The sequence below is a fragment of the Mycobacterium sp. 852002-30065_SCH5024008 genome (assembly GCF_001665645.1).
Lineage (GTDB): Bacteria > Actinomycetota > Actinomycetes > Mycobacteriales > Mycobacteriaceae > Mycobacterium > Mycobacterium paraffinicum.
In genome coordinates this window covers 43,246-62,044 of record NZ_LZSZ01000022.1, presented here as the reverse complement: position 1 = coordinate 62,044, position 18,799 = coordinate 43,246, and the positions used below count along the sequence as shown (strand labels likewise).

The following is an 18,799-nucleotide window of genomic DNA, read 5'->3' as shown; positions in this document are numbered from 1 at the left end:
TCCGGGAAGGTGTGAAATCCAAGTAAATTCAAAAATGTGACGGTGGAAACCCGAGTCGATCGCCGCGCGGTCCCTGTCCACGATGACCTTGACGCAGGTCACCGTGTGTCCGGCGCGGCGGACTCACACTTTGGATGCGTCGTTCGCAGTTTTTCCAGCATGTTTCCCGCCCGCCGCTTCGGCGGCGGCGCGCTGGCGGTGTATCTGGACGGCCAGCCGGTCGTCGACGTCTGGACCGGGTGGTCCGATCGGGGTGGCCACACGTCGTGGTCGGCCGACAGCGCGCCGATGGTGTTCTCGGCGACAAAAGGCATGGCGGCCACCGTCATTCACCGGCTCGCCGACCGGGGGCTGATCGACTACGACGCGCCCGTCGCCGAGTACTGGCCGGCGTTCGCGGCCAACGGCAAGGCGAACCTCACCGTGCGCGACGTGATGAGGCACGCTGCCGGCCTGTCCGGCCTGCGCGGCGCCAGCACCGAAGACCTGCTCGACCACGTCGTGATGGAGGAACGGCTGGCCGCGGCGGCGCCGGGACGGCTGCTGGGCAAGTCGGCCTATCACGCGCTGACCTTCGGCTGGCTGATGTCCGGCCTCGCCCGGGGCGTGACCGGAAAAGGGATGCGAGCGCTGATCCGCGAAGAGCTCGCCGAGCCGCTGGGCACCGACGGGTTGTATCTGGGTCGCCCGCCGGCTGGCGCGCCGACTCAGGTCGCCCAGGTCGTCGCGCCGCAGAACCTCGTGCGGAACCCGGTCCTCAGCTTCGTGACCCGCAAGGTGGCCAACGAGCTGTCCGGCGGGTTCCGGTCCATGTACTTCCCGGGCATGGTCGCGGCGGTCCAGGGCGACACCCCCTTGCTGGATGCGGAGATCCCGGCGGCCAACGGGGTGGTGACGGCCCGTGGGCTGGCACGCATGTACGGAGCCATCGCCAACGGCGGCGAGGTCGACGGCATCCGGTTCCTGTCTCGGGAGCTCGTAGCCGGCCTGACCGGTCGGCGGAGCCTGCGCCCGGACCGAAACCTGTTCATGCCGCTCGCGTTCCACCTGGGTTACCACAGCTTGCCCATCGGGAACGTGATGCCCGGCTTCGGCCATGTCGGGCTGGGTGGCTCGCTCGGCTGGACCGACCCGGCGAGCGGTGTGGCCTTCTCGCTGGTGCACAACCGGCTGTTGACGCCGTTCGTGATGACCGATCACGCGGCGTTCGTCGGCATCTACGCCCTGATTCGCAAGGCCGCCGAGAAGGCGCGCAAGCGCGGCTTCCAGCCGGTGACCGAGTACGGCGCGCCGTTCTTCGAGCCGGGAGCCGTCGCCGGCTAAGGGGATTGTGTGCGGATGTGCCGGATGGCCGCCGCCGTCACGATGACCAATCCTGTGCTGCGAGCACCAATCGCCTCGAATTCTTGAAACCCCCTTGCGTCGGCTTTCGCAGATGACGGAAAGTTAGATGTCGGTGCCCTATGGCCAGTAAGGGGAGGTTATGCGCTGCGACAGAAGTAGTGGCGAAAACTGGACGGCTTTTCCGTCGCACAGACCACGAACTGATGGCGCCGTGCATGAGTGAATCAACGATGCGCGCAGAGCCACAAGTCGGTAGTGGTCACCGAATGAAGCTGGTGCTGGCGAGCTATGGGAGTCGTGGAGATATCGAGCCTTCCGTTGCTCTCGGCAGAGAATTGGTGCGTCGAGGGCACGAGGTTTGTATGGCCGTCCCGCCCAACTTCGTTGATTTCGCGAAAGAGGCCGGGCTTGCGGCCTATGCCTACGGTCCCGAGCTGCAGGTTTTTTGGGACGAGGAATTCCTTCGCGGCTTCTGGCCGAACCTGCTCCGAAGTCTCTGGACGATCAGGGAGCCGATCAGGCTGGTGCGCGAGCTTTGGGAGCCCTGCCTTCGGGCTTGGCGGGAAATGAGCGAGACGCTGGCTTCGCTGGCCGAAGGGGCCGATCTGCTGTGCAGTGGTCTGCTTTATCAGGATCTAGCGATCAGCGTCGCGGAGGCAAACGACATCCCGTTCGCCACGCTGCACTACTTTCCTATACGCCCCAACGGCCAGCTTTTCGATCGCGTGCCACCATCTTTGCTTCGTTCAGCAATGACCGTGCACGACTGGTTTTGTTGGCGCATGAACAAGAGCGCTGAGAACGCGCAGCGCCGTGAACTGGGCTTACCCGCCGCAAAGCGTTTTGCGGCGAGGCGGATCGTGGAAAGGGGATCGCTGGAAATCCAGGCCTACGACAAGGCGTTCTTTCCAGACTTGGAGGCCGAATGGGGAAGATGGGGCCCGCGGCGTCCCTTTGTAGGCTCCCTGACAATGGGGCTAACCACGGAGGACGACGATGAGGTCGCATCGTGGATTGCTTCCGGAAAACCGCCGATCTGCTTCGCCCTGGGGACCATCGCGGCCGAATCACCGGCCACCACCCTGGAAATGATCGGAGTCGCCTGTGCGCAACTGGGCGAGCGGGCGTTGGTTTGTACCGGCGGGCGTGACTTCACCAGCGGCGCACCGCAATTCGAACATGTCAAAGTGATAGGCATGGCAAATTACGGCAGGATCTTCCCTGCTTGCCGTGCCGTCGTTCATCACGGCGGCTCGGGTACCACACACGCCGGTCTCCGCGCGGGAGTCCCGTCGTTGATCTGGTGGACGTCGGGCGATCAGCCTTTTTGGGCAGCGGCGGTGAGACGGTTGAAGGTAGGGACCGCACGCCGGTTCGCGGCCACTACTTCTGAATCGCTGGTCCAGGACCTGCGCCGGATCCTGGCACCCGAATACGCCGCCCGCGCTCGTGATTTCGCCTCTCGCATGACCGAACCCACCAAAAGCGTCGCCCGCGCCGCCGATCTTGTGGAAGAGTTCGCCCGTGTGAAGCGTCTTGTCTGACCGGAGCGGAGCGCTGCGCGATGGTCGTCGCCGCCGTACCCTCCGGAGTCAATGCCATCGGCGCCAGACCGCCCCCTCAGGCCAACGAGAGCGAGGCAGCCGTTATATTGCTCTTCGAACATGAAAGGCCGCCACGATTCGGCCTGCTCGCCACCGAAACATCGGATTCTCCGCTTTATCTTGACGAGATGTGAACGTGAGTAGGTTGCACGCATGATTGAAGCGCTGGGCATAGCGATGGTAAAAAATGAAGCCGATGTCATCGAAGCATTTGTTCGGCACAACCTGAGCTTGATGGATTTGTTGGTCATCATCGACAATGATTCGGTCGATGACACTCGTGGGATTCTCGTACAATTACAACGAGAAGGACTTCCGATCGTCGTATTCGACGATCCGGTGGTAGGTCATTTTCAAGCGGAAATCGTAACCGCCGTGTACCGAAAGGTAGTGCCAATATTTGGGCCGCGGTTCGTGTTCTTGCTAGATGCTGACGAGTTTATTGTAGCGCCGTCGCGGGAAACGCTATATACCCAATTGCGGGCTCTGCGTCCGGGTACCCAGGCGCAGTACTCTTGGCGCACCTATATACCTGCGCCAACGGGGCCCGAAGGTAACGTATCGGATCCGTTACGGAGCATTACTCATCGGCGGGCGGTTGAGCAACCTTGGTATAAGCCAATAATCGTCACTAAGCCCAAACTCGATATGAAACTCAGCGTCAAGCAGGGCAACCACGGGGTCAGTTACGCAGGTTTGCCTTTGCGCAAAGTGAAGCTGCGTGATGTGACTATTGCTCACTTTCCGGTGCGAAGCGTCGAGCAGTTCACCAGCAAGATATTGGTCGGGTGGATCGCCAATTTAGAGCGGAATCGATATCGGCTGGACGTCGCTCATGGTATCCATTGGAAAGTAGTCTACGACCGCATCATTCGTGGCCCCGCCTTCACCACCCAAGACTTGACGCTAGAAGCTCTCAAATATGCGCAGCTATCAAAATCCGACTTCGAGTGGCCGCGTGACGTCGTCCGCGACCCTGTTCTGCCAGCTTATGCATGTTTGACTACGCGCCCGGCGACCACTACCACGTCACTACAAAAAGTTGTGAGGTCGATCGACAGAATCTTTAACCCTGAGGCGCATCTTTCTGGCCTCGCCTCAGACGTTCAATTCTTGCATGATTCGGACCGCAAAAAGCGGCCGCAACGGCATCGAAGATGGCTATTCACGAACCGGATTAACCGCCGGGATGCCGAACCATATATTGACCTGCCGCCTTTCCGCTATCTCGCAGAGCGCCATTGTCCCAGATCAGTACTGCAGGTCGGTAGTACGTCCGGGGTGTACCTTAAGTACTTCGCTTTTCATGGCGCCAGCCGGATAAAAGGAGTCGACTGTGTCGAGACCAGGCCAAAGTACCTCGAAGTTGACGAATACGTAGAGGCCGATCTGGGAAAACCGCTGGACCTAAAGCAAACGTTCGATCTCGTGATTTGCGCGGGGCTGAACCATAAAGCTGCGAAGTTCGATTGCACGGTAGTCGAAAACATTACGCGGCATGCGCGGGACCGGATAGTGCTTTCACGTACGGCGGACACACAGCTTGAGTCTGACGAAACGCTTCCAGACATGCTGGACTTGTTTGCCTCAGCTGGCTGGTACCCCCTCTATTTCGAGTCGTTGGCGCTGCGGTCTCTTTCCACTTTGCCGTGGCTTCGCGCAGGTCTCGTGGTGCTCGCGCGAGACAGCACGGACGCCACAGCCGCGCGTAAGCGCCTCATGGAGCTTGAGCCACCATCGATCAATCAGAAGAAGCAGTGGCCGGCCGTGATCGCTCACCCGCTTACCGAGACCGAAGCCACGTTGTCGGCACACCGAGATTCCCGCGTCGTGGCGATGGCGAACAAATTGATGCGAGCAGTCATTGCCCGGGCTTTCCGTTGATCGACTTCTGCAGTTGACAATCAGCTGGTCACTTCTGGCCCGAAATGCGTTGAGGCGCAGTGATTCTTGTAGGGTAGTTGGAATGCAGCGGATCTTTGGACGCTCAGCCCCCGGCGTGGCGACGCAGACGAAGGCGTCCCCATCCGCGATACGTCGTCAACGGGCCATACGGCAACATCCGTACACCGACCATGAAATACTCGGGCGGTGAGCCCACTGGCGATCGAGGTTGTCGGCCTCACGAAGACATTTGGGGGAAACACGCCGGCGCTCAACGGCGTGAGCTTCTCAGTTCCGGCCGGGACCGTCTGCGGCCTGCTTGGCCACAATGGCGCGGGAAAGACGACCACCATCAACATCCTGTCCACCTTGATCCGCCCCACTTCGGGCCGTGCCTTCGTCAGTGGATACGACGTCGTTCGCCAGGCCGGCCGAGTGCGTGCCAGCATCGGGATGGCGGGCCAGTTCACCGGGATGGACCCCTTACTCACGGGGCGGGAGAACCTGGTGCTGTTTGGCCGACTGCGGGGCCTGCCTCGCCAGCAGGCAAAGGCTCGCGCCGACGAGCTTCTCGAACAGTTCGACCTCGTCGAGGCAGCCGATCGGCGGGTATCCACCTACTCCGGCGGGATGTGGCGGCGCGTCGACCTCGCCAGCGCCCTGGTGGTGCTTCCGAAAGTGCTTTTCCTCGATGAGCCGACCACCGGGCTCGACCCACGTAGCCGCCGTTCCATGTGGTCGCTGGTGGGCTCGCTGGCCCTGCAGGGCGTCACCGTACTGCTGACCACGCAGTACCTGGAAGAGGCCGACGTGCTGAGCGACTCGATCGTGGTCATCGACCACGGTTTGGTCATCGCGAGCGGTACGGCCGAGGACCTCAAGCGCAGGGTGGGCGCCAGCTATTGCCAGGTGACCCCGGCCAATCCGGCTGACCTGCCAACGGTTGCGGCGGCGCTGTCCGGCCTCGAAGGGATCGACATCGACTCCGGCATGAACTTCGTGTCGGTGCGCGCCCCCGACGGGGTGGCCACGCTGGGTGAGGTGTTCCGGCGAGTCGATGCACTCGGCATCGAACTTATCGACATCTCGCTGCGCAAACCTTCGCTCGACGAGGCATTCCTGTACCTCACCGAGCGGACCGTTGCCCGACCATGACCGCCCTGGGCGCCCTTACCGAGCGCGCGCTGCTAGCCGCTGCGCGAGACGGCGGGCTGGTGTTCGAAATCTTCTCACCCGTCGGATATCTGGTCGGCTTTTCCCTGGCGCTGCACGGCCTGGTCGACACCGGACACGTCAGCTATTCGCAGTACCTGGTCCCCGCGGTCGCCATTCAGGCAGTGGTCTTGGTAGCGATGCTGACCGCGGACCGTGCTGCACGCGATCACCTGCATGGGATGGGGGAGCGGTTGCGGACGCTGCCGATCGCCGCGGCAGTTCCGGTGAGTGCCCGAATGGTGGCGACCCTGGTCCGTGCCGCGCTGGCATTGGCGGTGGCGATCGCCGCCGGCTACGCATTCGGGTTCCGAATTACCGGCGGACTGGGGTACGCGCTGGCCTTTGTCGCAATCGCGTTGCTGCTGGGCCTAGCCGTGGCACTCGCCGCAGACGCGCTTGGTTCGAGTACCAGCAGCCCCCAAGGGACCAGCCACGTACTGTTTGTCCCCCAACTGTTGCTTTTCATGCTGTCCACCGGGATCGCGCCCGAGAACACCTTCCCCGAGTGGTTGCGCCCCTACGTACGTAACCAGCCGCTGTCACTAGTCGCGGAAACGCTGCGGGGCTTAGGCTCCGGGCATGTGGCGCTTGGCAATTTGGCGGCCAGCCTGGGTTGGTGTGGGGGGATGGTGCTGGTCTTCGGCGCGATCACGCTGCGGCTGCAGAGGCGGACCTAGTGGTACACCAGGCCCCGACGCAAGGCTCGCTGCTGATCCAGAGCTGGGTGCAGGCTGGTCGACTCCTCACCGAGTGGCGCCGTGAGCGTGCTGTGCTGGTGGGCTCCCTGATCGTCCCTGTCTGCCTCTTACTCGTCTACGTGGCGGTGCTTGACGAGCGGGTGCACAAGCTCACCGGCGTCGAGAGTGTTTACGGCCTGGTTCCGGTGTGTGCGGTACTGTCCGGGGTTTTCGGCGCCCTCAGCACTTCGCTCGGCATCGCGATGGAGCGCGATTCGGGGCTGCTGAGCCGGATGTGGGTGCTGCCGGTACACCGGGCAAGCGCGCTCACCGGACGATTGACTGCCGAGGCCGTGCGCGCTCTGCTGGGAACTGTCTTGATCACCGCTCTCGGAGTTGCGATGGGACTGCGTTTCACGCACGGCTGGGCCACCGTACTGGTGTACGTCCTGATCCCCCCGATCGTGGTGGTCGCGTTCACGGCGTTGGTAATGGCGTTCGCCATCCGCACCAATGGCGTCGCCCTCATGACCTGGCTGGCGGCCGGGACCGTTGCGCTGGCGTTCCTCAACCCTGGTACCACTCCGATCATGCTCTACCCTGACTGGCTTCGGCCATTCGTTCGCATGCAACCGATGTCGGCACCCATTGAGGCGATGTGGGGACTGGCCCACGGTGGTCCGCTATTGTGGCCCCTGGCGCTAACTCTTTTTTGGGCGCTCGTGCTGTTCGCGGTGTTCATCCCGATCGCCGTCCGCGGCTACCGGAGCGCCGCCGAGTCCGACGGTTAAGCTGTCTACTTACCACCGCACTCTTCGCGCAGAATCGCCTAAGTGGCGCAGAGACACGACCGATGTAGCGCACGAGCGGATGTAGCAGAAATGTCGTGTGCGAGACCACTAGGATCCCGTTTCCGCGTACCTTCCATCCGCTAAGCGCCAACGACGCGGCCACTGCTTCTCACGCGGAAACATTTTTTTCATCAATGAGATCTCGAATCCATACAAAAGGGCAGCCGGCGGTATTTCTGCGACACACCGGCCATCGGCGCACAAGCGCATCGCCCGTACTTTCATTTTCCCGGATAAGTTACGACGGCCTGTGAACTTGGAAATAACTAAGCAGACGAAAGGCGGCTAGGGGAGCTCGATCGAATGCGCGGTAAGCGTGTATACCTCGCGGTCGAGGACGCATGGATGCATCGCAACTACCCGTCTTTCATCTCTTCTGGCCATCCGGGGGTGTCAAGGGCGCCGACACGGTAGTCCATCCAGTTGTTTAGCCCCAACCGTGGAATGTCGGCTTGTCAATCCATGGTGTGCCGTCGCATTCCAATGCAGCGATGTCGGCGTCCACCATGATCCGCGCGAGTTCGGCGGTGTGTACAGAGGCCTTCCACCCGAGTGTTTCGGCGGCCTTGCTCGCATCCCCTATCAGCGAATCCACCTCAGTGGGGCGTAGATAGCGGTCGTCGAATTTGACGTGCTTCTGCCAGTCGAGTCCGGCATGTTCAAAGGCGGTCTGGGCGAACTCGCGCACGCTGTAACCCCGCCCAGTCGCGAGAACGAAGTCCTGGGGCTCAGGAGCCTGCAACATCCGCCACATCCCTTCTACGTATTCGGGCGCGTAACCCCAGTCGCGGACCGCGTCGAGGTTGCCCATGTAGATGTTCGACTCCATGCCGGCCTTGATACGCGCCACGGCTCGTGTAATCTTTCGAGTAACGAAAGTTTCACCGCGCCTGGGCGATTCGTGATTAAACAAGATGCCGTTCACGGCAAACAAACCATATGCTTCTCGGTAGTTGCGCGTCGCCCAGTAAGAATATACCTTTGCTGCGCCGTACGGCGAGCGCGGATAAAATGGGGTCTGCTCGTTTTGGGGTGGTGGCGAGGCGCCGAACATCTCGGACGAGGACGCCTGATAGAACCGGCACTGCACCCTGGAAAGCCGAACGGCTTCAAGCAGGCGCATCGATCCCATGCCCGTGAGGTCGCCGGTGTGTACGGGTTCGTCAAAGCTTACGCGCACGTGTGACTGTGCCGCGAGGTTGTACACCTCATCCGGTTCGATGGTGCTCAGCAACGTGACCAGGCGCGTTCCGTCCAGCAGGTCGCCGTAGTGTAAGAACAATCGTGCGTCTGGCTGGTGTCGATCGACATAGAGGTGATCGATTCGTCGCCTGTTGAACGTCGATGTTCGACGGACGAGCCCGTGGACCTCATATCCCTTGCTGAGCAGCAGTTCGGCGAGGTAGGAGCCGTCCTGTCCTGTTATTCCTGTTATGAACGCTCGCTTCACTGAATTCCTGCTCCGGTCAGTGCTTGCTCGTCAGCAACTTTCTGGTGTCGAATCATCGCGGCGTCTACTCCTCGTTGTGTAGCATGGCGGGGCATCGCATCTCTTCATGGTAGTTGGCGAGGCAAGAAGGGGCTGAACAACAGGCGTGCTAGTTTGCGGCAGAACGCATCTGATCATGCTGGGCACATCTCATCAGGCCGGGTACCCGTGAAGGTGGCATTTGACCACGCAATCTTTTCGCTTCAGCGGTATGGCGGCATTTCTCGTTATTTCTTCGAATTGGCAGGCCGGCTGACTGCTTATGGCGTGTCGCAGGTTTCAGTCGTCGCGCCTTTGCATGTCAACGGCTTTCTTGCAGATGACTCTGCCCGCGGGTTCACGCGTGGGAAGTATGTGTCCTATCCTGCGCTCCTTGCGGGTGTAGTTCCGGGTGCTGTGGGGCTTGCGGACCGGTATGCCGCGCCGCTGGCATGGCGCGGAGTCCACCCGGATATCGTGCACGAGACCTACTTTGCTATGAAGCCCATTGGTAGGGGCCGGCGCCGCGTGGTGACTGTCTACGATATGCATCACGAGTTATTTCCGAAGGAGCTACCCGCTGCCCGACGGTGGAGCGCTGCGAAGCGCGCCGCTGTCGATCGGGCCGACCACATAATCTGCATCTCGGAAAACACGCGTCGCGACCTTATACGTCTTTTCGACATCGATCCGGGGCGTACGAGCGTTGTGCACCTTGGATATTCGATGACAGCGGAACCGAACGTCACGAAGGCCGATTTCCGCCCGGGCAGGCCCTCGCTGCTGTATGTGGGAAATCGTCTGGGATACAAGAACTTCAGCACGCTGCTGCAGGCGTACAGCAGCTCGCCGATATTGCGGGAGTTTGAGCTGGTAGCTTTTGGTGGGCATCCGTTGTTGCCTGGTGAGCAGAGAGAGATCCGGCGGTTGGGTATCGGTGAGCGGGTGCGCTTTGAGTCCGGGTCTGATCGGGAGCTGGCGGCGTGGTATCAGGCGGCTTCCGCATTCATCTTTCCGTCTAAGTATGAGGGGTTTGGGCTTCCCCCGCTCGAGGCCATGAGTCATGGCTGCCCTGTCGTGTGCAGCAATGCGGGCTCGATTCCAGAAGTAGTCGGGGACGCGGGTGTCTATTTCGATCCGGACAGCGCCGAGGATCTGCGTGTGGCTTTGGAACGTGTCGCCACGGGGGAGCAGTTGCAGGCAGACTTGCGGGCGCGTGGATACGCACGGATCGCTGCGTTTTCTTGGGACAAGTGCGCGGCGGAGACCGCACAAATCTACCGCGAAATCGTATGACTGTAGGTCAACTGGGCCGCGTGCCGAGGCGACCGTCCGCATGCGGATACAAAATTGATGTGCATATGGCAAGCTATTCCGAAGTCTCTGTAGATTGTTTCGAACGGCTGACTTCCGATCCGGATTGCTGGCTTGATGGCCGACACGGTGCAACGTGACCCACGACGTGCCCATCGGTCGCCTTACAATCCGCATCGGCTTGCGAGCCACGCTGGCCGCACGATCGTGGAAGGTGTCAAGCGGGTCGACGTGCGCCTGCGGAGGAGCTGTCCCGGAGACACGGGTCATGCATCCGGAGACGAAATTAGAAAGCGGCGATTAGATCTAGAGACTCCTCGTGCAAATTTTTTTTAAAGGAGGGCCAGTTGAAAAGGATTACCAAAGAGTGCCGACTGTGCAGATCGACGGGCCCCCATCAACCTATTGTAGTTCGCGAGATGTATTACGGAACGCGCGAGTCGTTCGAATATTATAGCTGTGCCGTATGCGATACATTACAGATCCTGGATATCCTCGAGGGCGAAGAGCTTATGCGTCATTATCCATCAGATTACTGCACCTACAAAGTTCCACCGAAACCGAGGTTATCTCGATGGATGACGATGCAGCATGACCGATTTACGTTGCATACTGGTGGTCGGCTGGTCGGCGCGCTAATAGTCGCGCTCGTGTCCGAAAATATTACTCCTTACGTCATCGGAGATGCTGTCAACGCCGTCAGAATGCTCGGTCAGCTTGGGCTTGAACGCGATGCACGAATTTTAGACGTGGGTTGTGGCGGTGGTGCTCTGCTTGACCGGCTGGCCACCGTCGGATTCAAAAGTTTGTACGGCGCAGATCCTTTCATTGAGGCCGATGCTGAAACGCCTCGCGGTGTGCCGTTGATGAAGCGATACTTAAGCGAAATGAGCGGCGACTTCGACCTCATTATGTTCAATCATTCGCTCGAACATGTGCCCGACCCGGTCGCGACGCTTGAAGCCGCACACGAGAAGCTCGCGCCTGGAGGCAGTTGCTTGGTTCGCTTGCCGACGCCTTCGTCCGAAGCCTGGGCTATTTATAGGGAAAACTGGGTAGGGATCGATCCGCCGCGGCATATCGTTATACCCTCGCGGCGAGGGATGGCTCTCGCCGCCGATAGAGCCGGATTACGAGTAGAAAAGACCTTCGATGATTCGGCTGGCTTCCAATTCATGGCGAGCGAAGCTTATCGGCGTGATGTGGCATTGACCGACCCGAAAATCCGTCAGACGTTCGGATGGAAGCAACTCTGGGATTGGGAGAAGCGCGCAGAGCAGCTCAACCGGGAGGGCCGTGGTGACCAAGTCGGGTTCGTCTTGCGTGCCAAGTAAGGAGGCGGCGTGGGGCAAACGGTGAAAATCAGCGTGATAGCGCAACAAAATCGGCCGGTGCTCTCGAAGGAAAGTGGTCCAAGAGCATGCGGTCACGTTCGCTGAAACTTGCCAAAGCTGGGTAGAAGCGAGGACATGAGAGCGCTCATCTACGGTATAACTGGGCAGGACGGCGCCTACCTGGCACGGCTGCTGCTCGGCAAAGGTTACGAGGTTTTCGGTACATCACGCGTCGCCAATGTTGGCGGACACCCTAATTTGACGCGGCTCGGGATCGGCGACCGCGTGCGGCTCGAGACTATGGCGGCCAACGATTTTCGAAGCGTAATGACGGTCCTGCGCAGGGTCGATCCACAAGAGATTTACAACCTGGCCGGACAATCCTCTGTCGGCCTCTCGTTCGAGCAGCCGGTGGAAACATTTGAAAGTATTGCCGTAGGTACAAGTACTCTGCTCGAAGCGATACGTTTCCTCGAAAAGCCTATGCGTTTTTTCAGCGCTGGCTCGGGTGAGTGCTTCGGAGATACCGAGGGTTGCGCGGCAACCGAGGAGACTCCGTTCCACCCCGCTAGCCCGTACGCAGTGGCGAAGGCGGCGGCATATTGGCTCGTCGCTAACTACCGGGATGTGTATGGCCTGCACGCGAGCACCGGGATATTGTTCAACCATGAATCCCCTTTGCGGCCAGAGCGTTTCGTGACAAAGAAGATCGTGGCGGCGGCAGTCCGCATCGCCAAGGGCGAGCGCGCGCGTCTTACGCTGGGCGATATTCGTATTAAACGAGATTGGGGATGGGCACCCGAATACGTAGACGCGATGTGGCGCGCCCTGCAACAAAACAGCGGTTCGGACTTCGTTATCGCGACGGGCGAGAGCCACACCCTCGAGGACTTTACGGAAAGTGTCTTCCGGCAGGTTGGCCTCGATTGGCGTGAGCATACGGATGTTTCCGAAGCGCTGAAGCGACCGTCAGATCTCACTCAGAGCTTGGGCGATGCTTCCAGGGCGCGCGAGGTCCTCGGTTGGTCGCCGACCTACCGGATGAACGACGTCGTGAAGGCAATGGTAAAGACTGAGCTGACGGGGGGCCAACGGCTATGAAAGTTGCATTTGATCACCACATCTTCATGCTGGAACGATATGGATATGGCGGCGGTCCGCGTTATATCTTCGAGCTGGCTAGCCGCCTGCCTGCGCAGGGCGTATCGGAAGTTTGCGTCGTCGCTCCATTGCATATCAACAACTATCTGGCGGTTGACTCTGCCCGCGGGTTCACGCGTGGCACACATCTGCCCTACACGTTGGCGCGTCTTCCGGGTTTTGTTTCAAGTCTCTGGCTTGCGAATCAGTATGTTGCACCGCTGGCATGGCGGGGAGTCCACCCGGATATCGTGCACGAGACCTACTACGCCTTCAAGCCTGTCGGTAAGGCCCAGGGCCGCGTGGTGACTGTCTACGACATGATCTACGAGTTGTTCCCGGAAGAGTTCCCCAACGCCCAACAATGGAGTGCTGCGAAGCGCGCCGCTGTCGATCGGGCCGACCACATAATCTGCATCTCGGAAAACACGCGTCGCGACCTTATACGTCTTTTCGACATCGATCCGGGGCGTACGAGCGTTGTGCACCTTGGATATTCGATGACAGCGGAACCGAACGTCACGAAGGCCGATTTCCGCCCGGGCAGGCCCTCGCTGCTGTATGTGGGAAATCGTCTGGGATACAAGAACTTCAGCACGCTGCTGCAGGCGTACAGCAGCTCGCCGATATTGCGGGAGTTTGAGCTGGTAGCTTTTGGTGGGCATCCGTTGTTGCCTGGTGAGCAGAGAGAGATCCGGCGGTTGGGTATCGGTGAGCGGGTGCGCTTTGAGTCCGGGTCTGATCGGGAGCTGGCGGCGTGGTATCAGGCGGCTTCCGCATTCATCTTTCCGTCTAAGTATGAGGGGTTTGGGCTTCCCCCGCTCGAGGCCATGAGTCATGGCTGCCCTGTCGTGTGCAGCAATGCGGGCTCGATTCCAGAAGTAGTCGGGGACGCGGGTGTCTATTTCGATCCGGACAGCGCCGAGGATCTGCGTGTGGCTTTGGAACGTGTCGCCACGGGGGAGCAGTTGCAGGCAGACTTGCGGGCGCGTGGATACGCACGGATCGCTGCGTTTTCTTGGGACAAGTGCGCGGCGGAGACCGCACAAATCTACCGGGAAATTATCTAAAACCACTACACCCGGTCTCTCGCAATCCCCGCGAGGCCGGGGCTGGCTGGAGGTGCGCAGCTCAGCAGTCTGCGGCTTGCCCTGTTCACGATTGCAGCCGTAGGCGCCGTCGTATCGCAATCCTGGGCTTGCTGGTGGACGGGTCAGGCCAGCGGGGCGCAATAGACAATGAGCTGCGCGAATCCCGCAGTACCCGGCAATCAATACCATGCTGCGATAGCATCGCGGCCTAACCGCTTGAGACCTGAGAGGCTTCGTTCGTATGACTTTTGCCCGGCACGACAGACCTACCGAAAGCGTCGTCGACACCGTGGGGATTACCAATAATGCCGCTCACTCTCGGAGTGGCACCCGTCCAGTGGTTCTGTTTGTGTTGGGGACACAACGGTCCGGAACCTCGGCAATTACGCGCGTTCTCTCGTTGTGCGGTGGCACGCTCCCGGCCGGCATGTTGGGCGCCGACGCCGGCAATCCACGTGGCCACTGGGAGCCGCGCAAAGCCGTCGGCATAAACGAAGCGATCCTGCGCCGCCACGGCAGCGCCTGGTTCGACCCGTCCCTGCGCTTGCAGGAGGACGGCGCCCTCGACCCCGAGGAGAAGGCCGCCTGCGTCGCCGAGATCACGGCGTATCTCAACACACTGCCAGCCGCACCCTTCGTGGTTGTCAAAGATCCCAGGATTACGACGCTGTCGAAATTGTGGTTTGAGGCTTCGAGTCTGGCCGGATTTGACATTGCGGCCGTGATTACGGTGCGCCACCCGGAAGAGGTGATCTCGTCGGTCGCGGCTTCATGGAAAATCGCGCCGGAGCTGTCAAGTACTTTATGGCTGAAATACAGCCTGCTGGCCGAGCGACACACCCGTGGCTTGCCACGTGTGTTCGTTGAGTACACCAACCTGCTCGACGACTGGCGCAAGGAGATTAAGCGGATTTCCGCAGCTTTGCCAATCGATCTCAATACACAACAAGAGGACGCGATCGATGAGTTCCTCACACCTGATCTTCGTCGCCAGAGGAACCGCGGGCCGGTGACAGACCGTTTCGGCACACGCTGGATATCCGCGGTTTACGATGCGCTGTGCGTGGCCGCGCGGGACGAATGTCCTGACGAGGGGATGCTGGATCGTATTTTCGAGTCCTATCGCGCGAGCGAGCGTGATATCCGGTCTGCCTACGAGGATTATCGCAAACTTTCCGGCGGTGTGCGCGCGCGAATTTTCCGGCCGGCCGTCATGAAACCGCTGATGGAGCTCGTGGCGATGGCTCACCGGCGAAAAGGCACATGGGCTTAGCGATCTGTCTTTCACGTTGTCCCGCAGCAGCTTTGGTTCCGCTCAGATCTCGGTCGTGCGCGGATCGCACCTGGTGCGACGGAAGGGTGTTATCGGTCCCGGCGACCCGCAATCGCCGATCAGTCGACACGCCTTGAGCGGGCGAATTTCTCGAGGAGATCGGCGGTGATTGAAACGCTTTCGGTTGGTTTGGTCACCCGCGCGGCGAGCTCGCGTGCACGGACGGCGTAATCCGGCGCGAGAATTTCCCGCAGGTCCTTGACCAACGTTTCGCGGGTGGTGGTCGAAAATCGCCGAGACGCCCCTACCTTCAATCGTTTGAACTGGGCCCCCCAGATGGGCTGGTCGGGCATTGTCCAGAGAATCAGCGTGGGCACTCCGGCGCGGAGGCTTGCGGCTGTAGTGCCGGCACCCCCGTGATGCACCACCGCACGGCAAGCCGGAAAGGTTGCCGCGTAGTTGACTGCGCCCACAACCTTGACGTGGTCGAAATGGGGGACATCGCTGAAGTCGGTCCAGCCCGAGCAAATCAACGCCCGCTCCCCCAGCTCGGCGCAGGCGGCGGCGATCATTTCGACAGTGGCGGCAGGAGATTCGACTGCGAAACTGCCAAAGCCGAAGCAAATCGGCGGCTTTCCGGCGGCGATCCAAGACGCGACGTCGTCATCGGCGTCCGTAGTCAGCTCCATCGTCAGTGGGCCCACGAAGGGCCGGCGGCCATTCCATTTCGTCCACTCGGCCGCCAACCCTGGGAAACAGACCTCGTCGTAGGCCTGGATTTCCAGCGAGCCGCGATTGGCAATCTGTCGCCACGAGGTGCCTCTTGCCTTCGGCAGGCCCAATTCGCGACGCTGCAGATCGTCGAGCTTCTTCGTCAGAAGATGCCACGACAACAAGCCCATCGCCGTCATCCCGAACTTGACCAACGGCGCCGGCAGGGGCCCAATGAGTTGCCCATTTGGCCGAATCGGGAAGAAGTGCAGCGTGGCGAACGGAATGTCGTAGTACTCGGCGACGTTGAATGCGGCCTGCTCGAAATTGAGGCCGGTCAGAAGCAGGTCGGCGCCATCTGCCAGCGACACCAACGTCTTGTTCATATGCGCCCACATGTCAGCGACCGGATCCCATAGTCCGTGCCATGCATTGCGCAGGTCGTTGACCTTCCAGAAGTTGTGGAACAGCAACGTCCAGAATTCGCGGTTGGCGTCTAGCCCCTCCTGGAGCCCATCAACCGTATCGATCCCGTAGGCGACGGCCGTGAGGCCAGTCGTCTCGACGAAGTTAACCAGGTTGGCCGGGACGGCAATGCGCACATCGTGCCCCCTCCGCAGCAGTTCGCGACCGACAGCGACCGAGGGTTCGATGTCGCCGCGAGTTCCAAAGCTCGCCAAGGCAAACTTCATTGGGTCCCCGCCTTTTCACTTCTGTGTCCTCGAAGTCTGCGCCATCATGACATCCAGGGCGTCTTGGGCGCAGCTTATTGACCAGTGTGGGTGGCTCTTTTCAGGGTGGGTCCTCGGAAGCGGCCCGGTCAAGCATCGCGGATCGCGAGACGATGCTCAGAACCCCTCGAGCCGTTTGGATCTTGTAGCTGTGCTGGTTGGGATACGTTACTGGTATGAATCTGCCCGATGGTGAGAGGGTTAAACGTGACGGCATGCCCGGCGTTGACGGTTGAGGTCGACACAGCACGGGCAGGCTCTTGACAAGACGCACATGACACGGTGCTTTTGCGCGCAGGCGTGCTCTATGTTGGGTGCACGCGTCTAGGGAGGGGTGTCGTATGAACCGGATCAAGGCCGTGCAGCGGGCACTCGACGGACGGTCGGCCCCCGTCTACCTCGAGATTGGCGTCTCGCGTGGGTCGGCGTTTCGTCGCATTACCGCTCGGGAGAAGATTGCCGTCGACCCTGCGTTCAAACTGTCGGAACGTACTCGGCGGCGCGCCGACGCCAAGGCGACCGCCACCCACTACTTCGAGACAACCAGCGACGCTTTCTTCGCGAACGAGGCGCCGTTTCTCAAGCAACGGCGCATCGACGTCGCCCTAATCGATGGCCTACATACCTATGGGCAGGTGGTGCAGGACGTCGAGAACACCCTGCGTTATCTGCGCGACGACGGCGTCATCTTCCTTCATGACTGCAACCCGACGCGGGCATCCGTCGCTTGCGCTGCGGACTCGTACGCCGACTTTCGCCGGCAGAACCGCTGGTGGGAGATCGACTGGAGTGGCGACGTCTGGAAGGCGATCGTTTACCTGCGAAGCACCCGTCAGGATCTGCGAATCGCCGTGTTGAACTGTGACTGGGGCGTTGGGATCTTGCGAAAGGGAACTCCCGAATCACGATTGTCCTACTCGCCGGAACAGATCGAGGCGCTGGACTACGCGGATCTCGCCGCCGACCGTGAGCGGTTGCTGAATCTGAAGCCACCCGCGTACCTCGACGAATTTCTTTCCTCAGAGCGCCGGATATCGTCGAACTCCTGAACAAAGGCGCGATCCCTCGGAGTGGTTCGTCGCCCCGGCTGGCCTGAGCCAGTGCTAGCATCCGGTCCGTGTCTGAACGTGGGGCCGCCGTGCGGATCGGCATCCTGGGAGCAGCCCGCATCGCGCCGTTGGCGCTCATCAACCCGGCGCGGGAGAACACCGAGGTCGAAGTTGCCGCGGTCGCTGCCCGGGACGGGTCGCGCGCCCAGGCTTTTGCGGACAGCCATGGCATCGCCCGGGTGCACAGCAGCTACGAGGCGCTCATCGACGATCCAGAAGTGGACGCCGTCTACAACCCGCTACCAAACGGGTTGCACGGCAAGTGGACCCGAGCTGCGCTTGCCGCGGGAAAGCACGTGTTGTGCGAAAAGCCGTTCACGGCCAATGCCGCCGAGGCCCGCGAGATCGCCGGATTAGCCGCGAAGTCCGATCGGGTGGTGATAGAGGCATTCCATTACCGCTACCACCCGTTATGCCTGCGCGTCGAGGAGATCATTGCCTCGGGGGAGTTGGGCAAGCTGCAGCAGGTGGAAGCGGCCCTGTGCTTTCCCCTCCCGAAGTTCTCCGACATCCGCTACAACTACTCCCTTGCCGGTGGCGCGACGATGGATGCCGGATGTTACGCCGTCGACATGGTTCGTACCTTCGGCGGTTCCACGCCGGAAGTCGTTTCGGCACAAGCCAAACTGCGTGACCCCCAAGTAGATAGGGCCATGACGGCCGAACTGCGGTTCGAAGGTGGCCACACCGGGCGGGTGCGCTGCTCAATGTGGTCGGCCAATCTGCTGCAGTTGAGCGCCAAGGTGATTGGCGATCGCGGAGAGCTGCGGGTGCTCAACCCGGTGATGCCCCAGTCTTTCCATCGGCTCTCGGTCCGATCATCCGAGGGCAAACGAGCCGAGCGCTTCCCGCGCCGCCCGTCGTACGCGTATCAACTCGATGCGTTCGCCGCGGCTGTGCTAAGGGGCCAGCCGGTGAAGACGACGCCGGAAGCCGCTGTCGAGAACATGACCGTCATCGACGCGATCTATCGCGCCGCTGGCCTTCCGCTTCGGCAGCCGGCCAAGTAATCCAAGGGACAACCGAATCGGAGCCGCAGCGTGGCCCCGCGGT

At 60.9% G+C, this 18,799-nt stretch carries 15 protein-coding genes; 13 read left to right on the top strand and 2 right to left on the bottom strand.

Annotated features, from left to right (window positions below):
- The first annotated feature begins 36 nt into the window (after positions 1-36).
- The 6 genes from A5781_RS02485 to A5781_RS02460 all read left to right on the top strand — a co-directional run bounded on the left by A5781_RS02485 (position 37) and on the right by A5781_RS02460 (position 7,515).
- Positions 37-1,323, top strand: a complete 1,287-nt coding sequence (locus tag A5781_RS02485) for a serine hydrolase domain-containing protein (protein ID WP_067200662.1) — start codon at positions 37-39, stop codon at positions 1,321-1,323.
- A gap of 287 nt (positions 1,324-1,610) precedes the next feature.
- The gene (locus A5781_RS02480; RefSeq protein ID WP_082939191.1) at positions 1,611-2,888 is read left to right on the top strand and encodes a glycosyltransferase; all 1,278 of its coding nucleotides are present in this window, start codon (positions 1,611-1,613) and stop codon (positions 2,886-2,888) included.
- Positions 2,889-3,101: 213 nt separating this feature from the next.
- Complete coding sequence (locus tag A5781_RS24740; protein WP_082939190.1) at positions 3,102-4,832, top strand: glycosyltransferase family 2 protein; 1,731 nt, start codon at positions 3,102-3,104, stop codon at positions 4,830-4,832.
- A 207-nt stretch (positions 4,833-5,039) separates the two neighbouring features.
- A complete protein-coding gene (locus A5781_RS02470; RefSeq protein ID WP_067200653.1) occupies positions 5,040-5,987 on the top strand; it encodes a daunorubicin/doxorubicin resistance ABC transporter ATP-binding protein DrrA in 948 nt (315 codons plus the stop codon).
- A complete protein-coding gene (locus A5781_RS02465) occupies positions 5,984-6,724 on the top strand; it encodes an ABC transporter permease (RefSeq protein ID WP_067200651.1) in 741 nt (246 codons plus the stop codon). The genes A5781_RS02470 and A5781_RS02465 overlap by 4 nt, the downstream gene beginning before the upstream one ends.
- A complete protein-coding gene (locus A5781_RS02460) occupies positions 6,724-7,515 on the top strand; it encodes an ABC transporter permease (RefSeq protein ID WP_231990566.1) in 792 nt (263 codons plus the stop codon). Before A5781_RS02465 ends, A5781_RS02460 begins: the two co-directional genes overlap by 1 nt.
- A 487-nt stretch (positions 7,516-8,002) precedes the next feature.
- Here the strand turns inward: A5781_RS02460 and gmd are convergent, their stop codons facing one another.
- Complete coding sequence (gmd, locus tag A5781_RS02455) at positions 8,003-9,025, bottom strand: GDP-mannose 4,6-dehydratase (RefSeq protein ID WP_067200648.1); 1,023 nt, start codon at positions 9,023-9,025, stop codon at positions 8,003-8,005.
- A 207-nt stretch (positions 9,026-9,232) separates the two neighbouring features.
- On the opposite strand from gmd, the gene A5781_RS02450 reads away from it, so the two are divergent.
- The 5 genes from A5781_RS02450 (at position 9,233) to A5781_RS02430 (ending at position 15,195) form a co-directional block, all read left to right on the top strand.
- Positions 9,233-10,339 (top strand): glycosyltransferase family 1 protein, encoded by a 1,107-nt coding sequence (locus A5781_RS02450; RefSeq protein ID WP_067200645.1) that lies wholly within the window; start codon positions 9,233-9,235, stop codon positions 10,337-10,339.
- A 365-nt stretch (positions 10,340-10,704) separates the two neighbouring features.
- A complete protein-coding gene (locus A5781_RS02445) occupies positions 10,705-11,691 on the top strand; it encodes a class I SAM-dependent methyltransferase (RefSeq protein WP_231990565.1) in 987 nt (328 codons plus the stop codon).
- 135 nt (positions 11,692-11,826) lie between these two features.
- The gene (locus A5781_RS02440; RefSeq protein ID WP_082939189.1) at positions 11,827-12,792 is read left to right on the top strand and encodes a GDP-mannose 4,6-dehydratase; all 966 of its coding nucleotides are present in this window, start codon (positions 11,827-11,829) and stop codon (positions 12,790-12,792) included.
- A complete protein-coding gene (locus A5781_RS02435) occupies positions 12,789-13,901 on the top strand; it encodes a glycosyltransferase family 1 protein (RefSeq protein WP_067200637.1) in 1,113 nt (370 codons plus the stop codon). The genes A5781_RS02440 and A5781_RS02435 overlap by 4 nt, the downstream gene beginning before the upstream one ends.
- A 262-nt stretch (positions 13,902-14,163) precedes the next feature.
- Entirely contained in the window at positions 14,164-15,195 is a 1,032-nt protein-coding gene (locus tag A5781_RS02430) for a sulfotransferase family protein (protein ID WP_369817667.1), read from the top strand.
- Positions 15,196-15,314: 119 nt separating this feature from the next.
- On the opposite strand, the gene A5781_RS02425 is transcribed toward A5781_RS02430, so the two are convergent.
- Complete coding sequence (locus tag A5781_RS02425; RefSeq protein ID WP_067200631.1) at positions 15,315-16,598, bottom strand: glycosyltransferase; 1,284 nt, start codon at positions 16,596-16,598, stop codon at positions 15,315-15,317.
- Between the two features lie 380 nt (positions 16,599-16,978).
- On the opposite strand from A5781_RS02425, the gene A5781_RS02420 reads away from it, so the two are divergent.
- Positions 16,979-17,686 carry a class I SAM-dependent methyltransferase gene (locus tag A5781_RS02420; RefSeq protein WP_082939188.1) on the top strand — a complete coding sequence of 236 codons (708 nt, stop codon included), beginning with the start codon at positions 16,979-16,981 and terminating at the stop codon, positions 17,684-17,686.
- 59 nt (positions 17,687-17,745) lie between these two features.
- Positions 17,746-18,756: a Gfo/Idh/MocA family protein gene (locus A5781_RS02415; RefSeq protein WP_369817668.1), complete on the top strand. Its 1,011-nt coding sequence runs from the start codon at positions 17,746-17,748 to the stop codon at positions 18,754-18,756.
- Positions 18,757-18,799 lie beyond the last annotated feature (43 nt).

Coding starts and splice junctions, on each gene's coding strand:
- A5781_RS02480 (WP_082939191.1), top strand. CDS start 1,611: ATGAAGCTGGTGCTGGCGAGCTATGGGAGTCGTGGAGATATCGAGCCT.
- A5781_RS02440 (WP_082939189.1), top strand. CDS start 11,827: ATGAGAGCGCTCATCTACGGTATAACTGGGCAGGACGGCGCCTACCTG.
- A5781_RS02420 (WP_082939188.1), top strand. CDS start 16,979: ATGAACCGGATCAAGGCCGTGCAGCGGGCACTCGACGGACGGTCGGCC.
- A5781_RS02430 (WP_369817667.1), top strand. CDS start 14,164: ATGACTTTTGCCCGGCACGACAGACCTACCGAAAGCGTCGTCGACACC.
- A5781_RS02435 (WP_067200637.1), top strand. CDS start 12,789: ATGAAAGTTGCATTTGATCACCACATCTTCATGCTGGAACGATATGGA.
- A5781_RS02465 (WP_067200651.1), top strand. CDS start 5,984: ATGACCGCCCTGGGCGCCCTTACCGAGCGCGCGCTGCTAGCCGCTGCG.
- A5781_RS02425 (WP_067200631.1), bottom strand. CDS start 16,598: ATGAAGTTTGCCTTGGCGAGCTTTGGAACTCGCGGCGACATCGAACCC.
- A5781_RS24740 (WP_082939190.1), top strand. CDS start 3,102: ATGATTGAAGCGCTGGGCATAGCGATGGTAAAAAATGAAGCCGATGTC.